At 61.9% G+C, this 14,099-nt stretch carries 9 protein-coding genes; 7 read left to right on the forward strand and 2 right to left on the reverse strand.

Going from position 1 to position 14,099, the window contains the following annotated elements; genetic code table 11:
* Window positions 1-41: 41 nt before the first annotated feature.
* Both D0550_RS09165 and D0550_RS09170 read left to right on the forward strand, forming a co-directional pair.
* Window positions 42-2,039, forward strand: coding sequence for a PQQ-dependent sugar dehydrogenase (locus tag D0550_RS09165; RefSeq protein WP_116808816.1), 1,998 nt, complete (start codon window positions 42-44; stop codon window positions 2,037-2,039).
* 99 nt (window positions 2,040-2,138) lie between these two features.
* The gene (locus D0550_RS09170) at window positions 2,139-2,828 is read left to right on the forward strand and encodes a hypothetical protein (RefSeq protein WP_153067100.1); all 690 of its coding nucleotides are present in this window, start codon (window positions 2,139-2,141) and stop codon (window positions 2,826-2,828) included.
* Between the two features lie 10 nt (window positions 2,829-2,838).
* On the opposite strand, the gene D0550_RS09175 is transcribed toward D0550_RS09170, so the two are convergent.
* Window positions 2,839-4,269, reverse strand: coding sequence for an aldehyde dehydrogenase family protein (locus tag D0550_RS09175; protein ID WP_116808818.1), 1,431 nt, complete (start codon window positions 4,267-4,269; stop codon window positions 2,839-2,841).
* A gap of 92 nt (window positions 4,270-4,361) precedes the next feature.
* Window positions 4,362-5,369 carry a sugar kinase gene (locus tag D0550_RS09180; protein WP_116808819.1) on the reverse strand — a complete coding sequence of 336 codons (1,008 nt, stop codon included), beginning with the start codon at window positions 5,367-5,369 and terminating at the stop codon, window positions 4,362-4,364.
* A gap of 292 nt (window positions 5,370-5,661) precedes the next feature.
* Here D0550_RS09180 and D0550_RS09185 point away from each other — a divergent pair, with 292 nt between their 5' ends.
* The 5 genes from D0550_RS09185 (at window position 5,662) to D0550_RS09205 (ending at window position 14,092) form a co-directional block, all read left to right on the forward strand.
* Window positions 5,662-8,469 carry a TonB-dependent receptor gene (locus D0550_RS09185; protein ID WP_116808820.1) on the forward strand — a complete coding sequence of 936 codons (2,808 nt, stop codon included), beginning with the start codon at window positions 5,662-5,664 and terminating at the stop codon, window positions 8,467-8,469.
* Window positions 8,470-8,554: 85 nt separating this feature from the next.
* On the forward strand, window positions 8,555-9,904 hold the full coding sequence (locus D0550_RS09190; RefSeq protein ID WP_116808821.1) for a pectate lyase family protein: 1,350 nt from the start codon (window positions 8,555-8,557) through the stop codon (window positions 9,902-9,904).
* Window positions 9,905-9,913: 9 nt separating this feature from the next.
* The gene (locus tag D0550_RS09195; protein ID WP_116808822.1) at window positions 9,914-11,545 is read left to right on the forward strand and encodes a family 43 glycosylhydrolase; all 1,632 of its coding nucleotides are present in this window, start codon (window positions 9,914-9,916) and stop codon (window positions 11,543-11,545) included.
* Window positions 11,542-12,483, forward strand: coding sequence for an alpha/beta hydrolase (locus tag D0550_RS09200; protein WP_206606171.1), 942 nt, complete (start codon window positions 11,542-11,544; stop codon window positions 12,481-12,483). Before D0550_RS09195 ends, D0550_RS09200 begins: the two co-directional genes overlap by 4 nt.
* 13 nt (window positions 12,484-12,496) lie before the next feature.
* Complete coding sequence (locus D0550_RS09205) at window positions 12,497-14,092, forward strand: carboxylesterase/lipase family protein (RefSeq protein ID WP_116808823.1); 1,596 nt, start codon at window positions 12,497-12,499, stop codon at window positions 14,090-14,092.
* Window positions 14,093-14,099: the final 7 nt, after the last annotated feature.

Raw genomic sequence — 14,099 nt, forward strand, 5'->3', positions numbered from 1 at the left:
TCCTTCACCTGCTTCGATGACAGCGAGGATGGGGGACTCGATTGAGCAACGCGCATCCGCCTTTATGGCAGCGCCTGGCGTGGTACACCTGTGGCGCGCTCATCTTGCTGTTGCTGCCGGTGGTCAAGTACGCGGAGTTGTGGGGCACGCTGCCGCGACCGCAAAAGATGGCGCTCGTCGTGGCGCTCGGCGCGTTTGGAACTGCGTGCCTGCTGTCGCTGTGCGTGGATCGGCTGGCCAGCTGGCGGGCGGCCGGCAAGGCACTCGTCCGCTCGTTTGCCGTGTTGAGTTTGTTTCTCATTGCGGCGGCGGCGCTGTCGATTTCGTTGCCCCGGTTCATGCTGATTCCGCTGGTTGCGATCATTGCCGTCGTCGTGCCATTCGCGATCAGTCCCTTGGGATTGCGACGAGCCCCGCTCGCGGCCGTTGCTGTTCTGGCCGGCGTGGCAGGGGTCTACGCGTTCGGTCATGTCGATGTGTCCACGCAAGCCGAGCGCATCACGCGTGAAGCCTATTTCTCGACGGCTTTTTATCCGGTGCGGGCGACGATTCGTGAAGGATGGATACCGGAGCCGGCCACTCGCGGCGGTGGCCTGACCATGGTCGGCGATCGGGTGCTGCTCGGTACCGGCGATGGGCACTTGTATCTGATCGACGCGCCAGCTGCAGGCGCTGACTTCAAAGTCACCGAGCTGGCGGCGCAGGTACCGGCGAATCGTGAAGAGTTTGCCAAGGCCTTCGGCGGCTCGGCGCGACAACCCAAACGGTCCGTCGACTGGCGTGAGGGTGGGGCGCCGCGCGTACAAACATGGCGCTTCCGTGTGGCTGATGTGGTCGCCGCAATCGAGGGCGACCAGGTTCATCTGTTTGCCTCTCATCATTACTGGAACGCCAAGGATGAATGTTTCGTCGCCAGGGTCTCCGAGCTGACGGCGCCGCTGGCAAGTTTCGAGCGCAGCGTCGCTCAGGCGCAGTGGTCGACGGTGTTCGAGACCACGCCCTGCGTGTCGCTCGAAGGTCCGGATCGCAAGCGCGGCAAGAATCCGTTCCGAGGCGAAGAGATCGGCGGCGCGATGGCGCTGCTGGAAGGCAACAAGCTGTTGCTCACCGTCGGCGATTCGGGCTTCTCCGGCCTCGAGTCCAACCAGGTGTTTGCGCAGGATCCGGCGGCGGATTTCGGCAAGACCATCCTGATCGATCTGGCTACGCGCGAGCACCGCGTCTTCACGCTGGGGCATCGCAATCCCCAGGGCATCACGCGCAGTCGCGACGGCCGGGTGTGGCTGACCGAGCACGGCGAGCAGGGCGGCGATGAGCTCAACTTGTTACAGGAACAGGCGAACTACGGCTGGCCCAGGGTGACCTACGGCACCGAATACGGTTCGACCATCTGGCCACTCACTCAAAATCAGGGGCAGCATGCGGGCTATCACCAGCCGACGATGGCGTGGGTGCCAAGCATCGGCGCTAGCGACATTGCCGTCCTGAACAGCAAGTTGTTTCCGGTGTGGCAGGACAACCTGCTGGTGGGCTCGCTCGCCACTCGCTCGCTGTATCGACTGGTGGTGGTCGACGATCGGGTCGTCGTGCAGGAGCCCATTGCCTTGGGTAAGCGCGTGCGAGACATCCTGTCGATGCCCGACGGCCGCATCATGATCTGGAGCGACGATTGGGCGCTCACGTTGCTCGAGCCGGCGACCCAGCAGAACGGTGCCACTTTGTTCGCGACTCAATGTCAGGGGTGTCACACCATCAAGGATGGCATGAGCCATCGGATCGGGCCTGACCTGTTCGCCGTTGTCGGCCGCAGCGTCGGGGATGCCAAGGGCTTTGACGAATACTCAGCCGCCATGAAGGCCCGCAACGGCACGTGGGATGCGGCGACGCTCGACAAGTTCCTGCAGCAGCCGGCGGCGGCGGTACCGGGGACTTCGATGGCTTTCCCTGGGGTGTCCGATGCTGCGCATCGGCAGGCGATCATCGAGTATTTGCAGGTCAGCGAGCCGATCGACAAGCGAGGCCTGACGCGCGGCGACTGAGGGCCGGCCCCTTCGGCTGCAGCGGGTTGCCCCGTGAGAGGGCAATCTTTAAGCTGGTTCGCAGCGAGCTATCAGCTTTTCATAACGCGCGAGCCCCCTTTGCCAAACCGATCATTCTGCGCAGTGCTGCTGTGTCTGTGGTCCGCGTTCGCGTTCGCTGCTGGCTATGCGGCTGCGCCCAAGAAGCCCATCGACCTTACCGGGTCCTGGATCCTGAATACCGCTGCGAGCGACGATCCGGAAGCGCTGCTGTCCGCCAAGCAAGCCAAGGAGTGGGAGCGCTTCGATCGCATGCGGCGCCGGGAGGAAGAATCGCGGCCGGTCAATGTGCCGCCGCCGATCGATGTGGACGCGCCGCCGCCTGGCGATGCCAACCGTCGCCGCGGTCCTCGCCCCTGGCAGAAACAGCAGCAGGAAAACCTGCGCCGCATGCTCGGTGTCAGTCCCACGCTGGAGATCAAGCAGGTCGATACGGGGCGCTTCGATGTGATATCCGCCGTCGACTCACGACGCGTCCAAGCGGGCAGTCACACGCAGGTTTCCATGCCCGAAGGTCAGCTCGCGGATTCGTGGGTCGGCTGGGATGGCGAGTGGTTCGTGATCGAGCGCCGCGTCCGCAATGGGCCGCGGGCGCTGGAGCAGTTCCGACTGACCAAGGCCGGTCAGCTGGAATATCTGATGAAGTGGAGTGGCGACAGCGAGCTGTCCGGCATCAAAGTGCGGCGATTCTACGATCGCCGCACCGTGCCCGCGCCGGAAGGGAATCCGGATCACGGGCCCTTGCCGTGAGGCGCCCCGGTCAGGCCGCCGAGTAACCCATCATGGCCTTCACCTCGAGGAATTCCTTGAGGCCTTCCTTGCCCCACTCGCGGCCGTTGCCCGATTGTTTGTAACCGCCGAAGGGCGCGTTCATATCGCCTGAGGCGCCGTTCAGATGGACCATGCCGGTCCGCAGCTGGCGCGCGATCTTGCGAGCGTGCTCGATGTTGCCGGAATAAACATAGCCGGACAGGCCGTAGACCGTGTCGTTGGCGATGCGTACCGCTTCCTCTTCGCTCTCGTACGGAATCATCACCAGCACCGGGCCGAAGATTTCTTCGCGCGCGATGGTCATGCTGTTGTTCACGTTCGCGAACACGGTGGGCTTGATGAAATAACCCTTGTCGATGCCGTCCGGGCGGCCCGGGCCGCCGACTACTGCGGTGGCGCCTTCGTCGATGCCGGTCTGTAACAAGCGCTGAATCTTTTCGAACTGAGTCTTGTTGGCGACCGGGCCCATGGTGACGCCGTCCTTCTTCGGATCGCCGACCACCGGCTTCGCAGCGACCGTCTTCGCGATGTTGACTGCTTCCTCGTACAGCTTCTTCGGCACGAGCATGCGCGAGGGTGCGTTACACGACTGGCCAGTGTTCGACATCATCGACAACACACCGTTCTTCACGGCGGCGTTCAGGTCGGCGTCGTCCAGAATGATGTTGGCAGATTTGCCGCCGAGCTCCTGCGACACGCGCTTCACCGTGTCCGCCGCAGCCTTGGCGACCTGCACGCCGGCGCGGGTCGAGCCGGTGAACGACATCATGTCGATGTCCGGATGACGGGACAACGCTTCGCCCACGGTCGGACCGTCGCCATCGATCATATTGAACACGCCTTTGGGAACGCCGGCCTCATGCATGATCTCAGCAAAGATGTGCGCGCTGAGCGGCGCGACTTCGCTGGGCTTGAGAATCATGGTGCAACCGGCCGCGAGCGCGGGCGCGACTTTGCAGCCGATCTGATTGAGCGGCCAGTTCCACGGGGTGATCAAGCCACACACGCCGACCGGCTCGCGACGAATCAGCGTCGTGCCCAAGGTCTCTTCGAACTCGAATTCCTTCAGCGCGGCGAGCGTCGACATGAAATGGCCGAGGCCGCTGCCCGCTTGCGCATGCAAGGCGAACTTCATCGGCGCACCCATCTCGTCGGAGATCGCCACAGCGATGTCCTTCATGCGGCTCTGATAGACCTTGATGATGCGCTCGAGCAACGCGACGCGCTCTTCACGCGACGTCTGCGAATAGGTTTCGAAAGCAGCACGCGCCGCTTTCACTGCGACATCCACGTCCTCGGCCGTGCCGAGCATGATCTTGCCGACTTCCTGCTCGGTGGCTGGATTGATGACCGCCAACTCGCGGCGACCCGGCGGGGTAACCCAGGCGCCATCGATATAGAACCGCTTGAACTCGTACATGCATCCTCCGCCAAACGCGAGCGATCCGCACACCAGAACGCCCGCAGAGCGGGCCGGGTGTGCGGTGAAAAGGGGAGGACAATAATAACTCGTTAGCGCCTGACGTCGCCGCCTTTCTCGGAGAGCAACAGCTCCACGTCGGACACGCCCAGCAGATTGAAGTCGCCCGGAATGGAATGCTTCAGGCAGCCGGCGGCCGCGCCGAACTCGATGGCCTCCTGTGGCGTCATGTCCGTCAGCAATCCATGTAGGACGCCCGCAGCGAAGGCGTCGCCGCCGCCGATGCGATCTACGATGCTGTGCAAGGGATACGAGCGACTCCTGTAGGTGTTCTTCGAATCGAACAGCAGGCCCGTCAACTGCTGATGGTCGACGCTGTGGCGCGCGCGCTCGGTGCAGACGATGTAGCGCAGATGTTTGAACGTTTTGAAAGCGACATCGGCCGCTTCACGGCGGACATCCGTTGCCGATGTCTGGAAGCCGAGCATGAATCCAATGTCACGGTCGTCACCGAATATCACATCTGCCTGTTCACATAGACGAGTCAACAGCTGTGGCGCCTCGGGTGCCCGTGCGCCCCACAATCGGGCACGGAAGTTACAATCAAATGAAATTTTTATGCCAGCTGCGCGCGCCGCCTGCATAGCTTGTAAGGCAGCTTCCGCCGTGGCGCTGCTGACAGCGGGAGTAATCCCTGAAACATGGAGCCAGCGCACATTTTTCAGCAGCGACGCCCAGTCATAATTTGCCGGCGCCGCGATCGCGAAAGCGGAATTCGCCCGATCGTAGAGCACTTCCGCCGGACGATGGCCGGCGCCGTGCGTGAGGAAATACATTCCCATGCGCCCGTCGCCGAAATGAATCGAATCAGTTTCCACGCCGTGCCGGCGCAGCTCGTCGGCGCAGGCGCGGCCCAGTGTCGAGTCCGGCAGCGTGCTGACAACACGCGTGCGATGCCCGAATTTTTGTAACGAGACCGCAACGTTGGCTTCGGCGCCGCCGATATGGGCGTCGAAGCGTGGGGATTGCAACAGCAGCTCCTTGCCGGGTGACGACAAGCGCAGCAGCACCTCACCGAAGCAAATAATGGCCGGTTTCATGCGAGCGAAATATTCCTTTGGGAGTAATTGAGATGCTTTGCGACAGGATTGTAGGCGCATCCGCAGCGGAGTGTGACGTGTTGCAAGAAAACAAAATGTGGTCGCTTGCCGGCCGCAGGGGGCTCTGTTAGCCTCCGAGATGTCACCGGTGTCATTCTGCGTCGCAAGATGACACCGGTGTTCAGTTTCGGGATGGCCAACCCATGGTTGGCACAGACGGCCATACCCGGGCGCCAAGAGCCAATGGCCGTATCAGCGGTGTTTAAAGGCGATTTGGAATGGGGGTTATCATATGTCGAAGGTAGGACGCCACGGCACGATCCGCATTGCGGTTCAAACCGTGCTGGGAGTGGCTGCGCTGTCTGCCAGCGCTGCGGCATTATCGCAACAGTCGCCGGCACAGGAAGGCGCGCTAGAAGAGATCGTGGTGACGGGCTTCAGGGAGAGCTTGAGCCTGGCGCTGGATCAGAAACGCGCCTCGGTGGGTGCGCTGGACGCGATCGTCGCCGAAGACATTGCCGATTTCCCGGATCTGAACCTGGCTGAATCCATTCAGCGCGTGCCTGGCGTGTCCATTACGCGTGACGCCGGTGAAGGTCGAAACATCAGCGTGCGCGGTCTGGGACCGCAGTTCACGCGAGTGCGCATCAACGGCATGGAAGCGATGAGCGCGAACGGCGGCACCGACGCTGCCGGCGGCACCAATCGCGACCGCTCGTTCGACTTCAATACATTTGCTTCCGAATTGTTCAACTCGATCACGATCCGCAAGACCGCGGCCGCCGAGTTGGAAGAAGGCTCGCTGGGCGCCACCGTCGACCTGCGTTCAGGTCGGCCGTTCGACTATGACGGCTTCACGCTCGTCACCAGCGCGCAGGCCAGCTACAACGATATTCAAGAAGACGTCGACCCGCGCGGCGCATTCCTGATCAGCAACACTTTCGCCGACGGCCGGTTCGGCGCGTTGTTCTCGGTCGCTTACAGCAAGCGCAGGCTGCTGGATGAAGGCTCGAGCACTGTGCGTTGGCAGAACGGCGCGGGTTTGGCCGCCGATTCGAGTGCACCCGGCTTGAACGCAACGCAGCTCAGTGCGGCGTTCCGCCCACGCATTCCTCGCTATGACATCTACCAGCACGATCAGGACCGCCTCGGCCTCACCGGCTCGTTGCAGTGGGCGCCGACCGACCGGACCACGATCAGCCTGGATGCTCTGCACGCCAAATTCGAAGCAGAGCGCAATGAGATCTTCCTGGAAGCGACGGGGTTGAGCGGCAATAACACCAACACTGCGCTCGCCAAGGTGACCGATGGCGTGGTCGACTCCTCAGGCACGCTCGTTTACGGAGTGTTCGACGACGTCGACATTCGCTCCGAAGCGCGTCATGACGAGCTCGAGACCAAGTTTACTCACCTGACGCTCGAAGGCACGCATGAATTCAATGACCGCCTGCGCTTGAGGGGCCTGGCCGGTTATTCGAAGGCGGAGCACGACAATCCGATCCAGACCACACTGCTGTTCGATCGCGATGACGTCGACGGTTATAGCTATGATTTCCGCGGCAACAACCGACTGCCGTTGATTACGTACGGCAACGCCAACGTGGGCGATCCGGCGGCGTGGCGACTGTCACAGATTCGTCTGCGTCCGCAGAGCTCGGAAAACAACTTCAAGACAGCGTCCTTCGACGTGGCTTGGGACGTGACCGACGTGGTGACGTTGAAGGCCGGTCCGCAGTACAAAAAGTTCGAGTTCGAGTCCACCTCTCTGGCTCGCTCGAACGGTACGACGGCCAACCAGGAAGGCGTGCTGACGGGACTGCCCGCGTCGGTGGTGGCGCCCTACGCCACGGTGGCGCGTATCAGCAGCAACTTGAACGTGCCCAGGGGCACGCCGACCAGCTGGGTCATTCCGGACATCAACGCCGCCGCGGCACAGCTCGGGTTGTATGACCGTTCGCGCTTCCGGCTGGGCATCGAGCCGGCGCTGGGCAACAACTTCAGCATCGATGAAGAGGATCTGGGCGGTTACGTCCAGGCCGACTTCAATACGTTCCTGTTCGATCGCCCGCTGCGCGCCAATGTCGGCGTGCGCTATGTCGAGACCAAACAGAGATCGTCGGGTTACACGTTTACCTCTGGGGCGCCGCTGCTGACAACGGTCGAGCGGACCTACGACAACACGCTGCCGTCGTTGAACGTCGCGTTCGACTTGAGGGACGACTTCGTGATTCGCGCGTCGGCCGCGAAGGTGATGGTGCGTCCGAACGGCGGCGGTGGCGCGGCCGGTGGCCTGGGTATCCTGACGCCGGGCGCGTCGGTGCAGATCAGTGGCGCCAACAAGACCGTCAACGCCGGCAATCCTTTGCTGGATCCGTATATGGCCAAGGCGTATGACTTGTCCTTCGAGTGGTACTTCGCCAAGGACTCGCTGCTGTCGCTGGCGCTGTTCCAGAAGGACATCGACAGCTTCGTGCAGATCATTCGCAGCAGCGGCAACTTCTCGAGCAATACGCTCGGCTTGCCCGACAGCGTCGCGCTCGCTGCTTGCGGCACGGCCATTCCGGATGCGGCTACGTGCTTGGCCGACTGGCAATTCTCGTTGCCGGCCAATACCCCCGGCGGCGACCTGAAGGGCTTCGAAATCAACTATCAACAGCCGTTCTCGTTCCTGCCGGGCTTCTGGAGCAACTTCGGCCTGATCCTGAACTACACCGGCGTGGAGTCGGAGATTCAGTACCTGGCGCCGACCGGCCTGCCTGCGGCCAAGGATGACCTGACGGGCCTGTCGAAGTCGGCATACAACGCGACGCTGTACTGGGAAAACAAGAGGTTCAGCGCGCGCGTGTCGGCGGCTTACCGCGATGAGTACCTGACCACGGTGCCGGGTCGTAACGGCAACGATGTGGAAGGCACGGCCGAGACGTTGACCATCGATGCCTCTTCGACCTGGACGGTGAACGACCACCTCGGCATCACGCTCGAGGCGCTCAATCTTACCGACCAGTTCCAGGACCAGTACGTGAGCTCGACCGGCGATCGCCTGTCGTACTACCACCATCAGGGTCGTCAATTCTTGTTGGGTGCGCGTTACAAGTTCTAAACGGCGCGCAAGACGAGGGCCATAGTTTGGAAACAAGTCCGGCGGCGACCTGCCGCCGGACAAACATTCACTAGAAGGGGGACGTATGCGTGCGAACGGACTACTGCGCGCTGCATGCCTGTTGGCAGCTGTCGGCTGTGCAACGGCGAATGCGCATGATCGAAAGGACCTTGGTCGTGAAACGTTACCTGCCGGCAATGGCTGGGCTGCCAGTGGTGCCGGAGTAACCGGCGGTGCTGCGGCGGTACCTGAGCAGGTGTACGTCGTCACCAATCGCAGCGAGCTCATCGCAGCTCTCAACAACGGCGTGGCATCCTCGACCTCGCCAGCCAATCCTTCCAACGAACCCAAGATCATCTACGTCAAAGGCACCATCGATGCCAACGTCGATGATGCCAATGAGCCGCTGAGCTGCGCCGACTATTACCGCGACGGCTACACACTCGAAGACTTCCTTGCCACTTACGATCCGGCCGTTTGGGGCAGGGCGAATCCGTCGGGTCCGCTCGAGTCGGCGCGTGCAGCGTCGGCAGCGGCCCAGCAGCTGCGCGTGCGAATTCGCGTCGGCTCGAACACCACCATCGTCGGTCTCGGCAACGAGGCAGCGATTCTTGGCGCCTGGATGGACATCCGCGGTACGGCGGGCGTCGCCAACAGCCGCACCAACATCATCATTCGTAACATCACTTTCCAAGATACTTACGACTGCTTCCCGCAGTGGTCGCCGACCGACGGAGCGCTCGGTGCGTGGAATGCGTTGTACGATTCGATCTCGTTGCGCGACTCGAACAACGTCTGGATCGATCACAACACGTTCGAGGACAAGGCGACCGCGGACAGCGATGCGCCCAACTACTTCGGTGTGCTGTATCAACAGCACGACGGCGCGCTCGATATCACCAATGCCTCCGATCTCGTGACCGTCTCGTGGAACCGCTTCCGCAACCACGACAAGGTGATGCTGATTGGCTCTTCCGACAGCGCCACTGCCGACCGCGGCAAGCTCCGGGTGACATTGCACCACAACCACTTCGAGCTCGTTGGTCAGCGTGTGCCGCGGGTTCGCTTCGGTCAGGTGCACATCTACAACAATTACTACGACGTGCGTAACACGCCGAAGTATCAATACAGCTGGGGCGTGGGTATCGAATCGGCGATCTACGCCGAAGAGAACTTCTTCGTCGCGCCGGGCGACTTCACACCGGAGCGAGTTCTGGCGAGGTTCAACGGTACGGCATTGTCCGCTTCGGGTACGTTATTGATCGGGCCACCCGTGAGCAATCCGGTCGATGTCATCGCTGTCTGGAATGCCAGCAACGATCCCGACCTGGGCGCGGACGCGGGTTGGGTGCCCACGTTGAATTATCAGTTGTCGCCGGCGTGGACGACAGCGTTAACGGTGCCGTTGTTCGCGGGGCCGATGTTCATAGAGTAAGGCGGTGAAATGACGGAAATCAGTCGACGCCAGCTGCTGGGCTCGGCGATTCTGGGCGCGACGGCGGGAGCTCTTCCCGCCGCCGCACAGGGTGCGACTCCCTGTGAGAACGATCAGAAGGCGCCGTCGAAGACCTGGCGCCGAGGTATCGAAGGACAGCGCCAGGCCGATCTGGCCGATGGCACGTTTCTGAATCCCATCGTGCCGGGCGATCACGCCGACCCGACCATTCTCAAGGACGGCGACGACTACTACATGACGTTCTCGTCGTTCGATGCCTACCCCGGCATCGTGATCTGGCATTCGCGGGATCTGGTGAACTGGCAACCCATCGTAGCCGCGCTCACCCAGCCCATCGGCTCGGTGTGGGCCTGCGAGCTCATCAAGCACAAGGGCCGTTATTACATCTACATTCCCGCGCGCTGGCCGGATCGCAAGTCAACGTACGTCATTCACGCCGCTAACATCCGCGGGCCGTGGAGCGATCCCATCGATCTGAATCTGCCAAACCACATCGACCCTGGTCACGTGGTAGGCGAGGATGGCAAGCGCTATCTGTTTCTAAGCGGCGGCGATCGGGTGCGGCTGAGCGATGACGGCTTGAAAACCGACGGTGCGGTCGAGCACGTCTATGACCCGTGGCACTATCCGGAAGATTGGGTGGTCGAAACCTTCGCGCCCGAAGGCCCGAAGGTCATGCGGCACGGCCAGTACTTCTACATGATCACCGCGGTCGGTGGCACGGCGGGGCCGCCGACGGGACACATGGTAATCGTGGCGCGTTCCAAATCCATTCATGGTCCGTGGGAGAACGATCCCGCGAATCCCATCGTGCGCACTTACTCGGCGAAAGAGAAATGGTGGTCGCGAGGTCATGCCACGCTGATCGAAGGGCCGGCGGGCGACTGGTGGATGGTTTATCACGGTTACGAGAATGGTTTCTGGACGCTCGGTCGCCAGGCGCTGCTCGATCCGGTGGAATGGACCAAGGACGGCTGGTTTCGAGCGAAAGGTGGCGATCTGTCGGCGCCCATCGCCAAGCCCGCCAAAGGCAAGCCCGTGCCGAACGGCATGCCGCTGTCGGATGACTTCTCCACCAATCGCTTCGGTGTGCTGTGGGGTTTCTACAATCCGGGCCCGAACGAGATGTCGCGCGTGCAGTACCAGACCAAGGCGCTGCGCATTGCCGGTAAGGGCACGCAACCGAACGACTGTTCGCCGCTATCCTTCATCGCGCCGGATCCGGGATATAAAGTCACTGTGGACATCGAGCTCGAAGGCGAGGCGCAGGCTGGCCTGTTGCTGTTCTATAACAAGCGGCTGTACTGCGGCCTGGGCTTCGACAGTCGCGGTCTGACCATGCATCGCTACGGCCTCGAGCGTCGTGGCAGGATGCCGCCTGGCGTGGAACGGCGCCTGCATCTGCAGATCGAGAACGATCGTCACATCGTGACGATTCGCCACAGTCTCGATGGCAAGCAGTGGCAGAAGTTCGATGTGCAGATGGAAGTTTCCGGCTACCACCACAACGTGGCGTATGATTTCCTCAGCCTGCGGCCGGCGCTCTATGTGGCCGGTCAGGGGGCGGCGGTGTTTCGCGACATGCGCTATGAGGCGCTGGAGGATTCCACGAAGTCATGATTTCCAACAAGAACGTGCGCCGTGGGGCGCTGGGTTTGTGCGGATGGCTGGCGGTGATGGCATGCACCGAAGCGGCCGAGCCGCCCGCTCAGCCTTTGTACTCGGGTGATATTCCTGGCGCGATAGCAGCGCCTGACGAAGAGTCGGTGCGGGATCCCAAGGATCCGTGGCCGTTCCTCCTGAACACCTCCCGTCCAACGATCACGGCGTATCGCCCGGCGAAGCAGGATCCGAAGCGAGCGGCCGTCGTCATCCTGCCGGGTGGCGGCTATCGGGGCACGTCGGTTCTCAAAGAAGGTTATGACGTGGCGCGCGCCTTCAACGACATGGGCGTTACGGCGTTCGTCGTAAAATATCGAACGCCCAGCGACCGGCACATGAAGGACAAGCGCGTCGGGCCGCTGCAGGATGCACAGCAGGCCGTTGCATCGGTGCGGCGTGATGCGGAGAAGTGGCAGATCGATCCGAAGCGCATCGGAGTCATTGGTTTCTCTGCGGGCGGGCATCTCGCGGCGACGACGGGCACGATGTTCAGCACTCCCGTGCTGTCTCAATGGCGCAGTGCCGATGTGCGTCCTGACTTTCTGATGTTGATCTATCCGGTTATCACATTCACTGAATCGACCGTGCACCAGGGCTCGCGCCAACAATTGCTGGGCGCCACGCCGTCAGAGGCTGATATGAGACGCTTCTCGGCGGAGTTGGCCATCACACGCGAGACGCCGCCCACTTTCCTGATCCACGCCGCGGACGATCAAACGGTGCCAGTCGCGAACAGCATTCTGTTCTTCGAAGCTTTACAGGCGCAGATGATTCCCGCGCAGCTCATGATCTATCCGGCAGGCGGGCATGGCTACGGCCTGAACAACGCCACCACCGGTGACCGCTGGATCGAGCGTTGCCGTCAATGGCTGCAGAGCCAGGGCTGGATTTCGTAACTGCGAGTATCAGATGGCCAGCGGACGCTCGATTTCTCGTCGCGAGCTGCTCGGCAGTTCGTTGTTGATGGCCAGCAGCTCGATCCTGCCTTCCATCGTTCACGCAAGCTCGGGCAGGAGCAGCATCCTCAGTACGCGCGCTGGCAAGGTCGCGGGCGTCAAAGCGCAAGGTGTTCATATCTTCAAGGGCATTCCTTACGGTGCCGATACTCGCACTACACGCTTCCTGCCGCCGCAGCTGCCCGTCGCATGGAAGAAGACGCGCGACGCGTTGAACTACGGCCCGTCGTGTCCGCAACCCGGCTCTCACGAGCAAATGGGCGAGAACTGTCTGGTGCTCAACGTCTGGACGCCAGCGTTGCAAGACGGCCGCAAGCGGCCCGTGATGGTTTGGTTTCATGGCGGTGAGTTCAGTAGCGGCTCTGGATCGAGTGCGCTGTACGACGGCACGCGGCTGTGTCAGCGCGGCGATGTTGTAGTGGTCACCGTCAATCATCGCTTGAACGTGTTCGGTCATTTGTATCTGGCGCGTCTTGCGGGAGCTCAGTACGCATCATCGGGCAACGTTGGCATTCTCGATCTGGTGCAGGCTCTGGCGTGGGTGCGCGATCACGCCGCAGCGATTGGTGGCGATCCGCAGCGGATCATGGTGTTCGGTCAGTCGGGCGGCGGCGCGAAGATCGCAACGATGATGGCAATGCCGGTCGCGCAAGGCTCTTTCCAACGAGCCGCGACCATGAGTGGTCAGCAAGTCACCGCTGCCGGCCCGCGCGGCGCGACTCAGCGCGCGCTGACGATTTTGGAAACATTGAAGATTGCGCCGACCGATGTCGCGAAGCTGGGCGACGTGCCGGCCGGCGACTTGGTCGCCGCGACTCGCGCCAACGATCCATCGATGGTTGGGCGCAATATTTATTTCGGCCCGGTGCTCGATCAGTCGGCGCTGCTGCGCCATCCGTTCTATCCGGACGCTCCGCCTTTGGCCGCGGGCATTCCCATGATAATCGGCAATACGCTCGATGAGACGCGCGCCTTTCTTGGCAATGAGCCCGGTGTGCACGAGCTGACTTGGGAAGGATTGCCAGAGCGTCTGCTGCCGCAGTTGCATGTGGACATCCAGCCGGAGTACGTCATCGCCGAGTACCGCAAGCTGTATCCGAAATATTCGGCGACTGAGGTGTTCTTCGCAGCGACGACGGCGGGACGGTCGTGGCGGGGTGCTGTGATCGAGGCGGAGCTGCGCGCGTCACAAGGCTCGCCAGCGTATGCGTATCAGTTGAACTATCGCTCGCCACTCGAGAATGGCCGGTTCGGCGCGATGCACGGCATGGATATTCCGCTGGTGTTCGACAACATCGCTCAGCCCGGCTCGCCATCTGGCACAGATGCGGACACGCAGAAGGCCGCGGATCAGATGAGCGAAGCTTTCATTGCCTTTGCGCGCACGGGCAATCCGACGCACGCGGGCATTCCGGAATGGAAGCCGTACGAGTTATCGTCGCGTGCGACGATGGTGTTCGATGTGAAATCACAGCTGGTCAACGATCCTCGGGGTGAGGAGCGGAAGCTGTTTGCGCAGGTGCCTTACATTCAGCGCGGCACGTACTAGGGCCTGT

This window comes from Steroidobacter cummioxidans, from assembly GCF_003104955.1.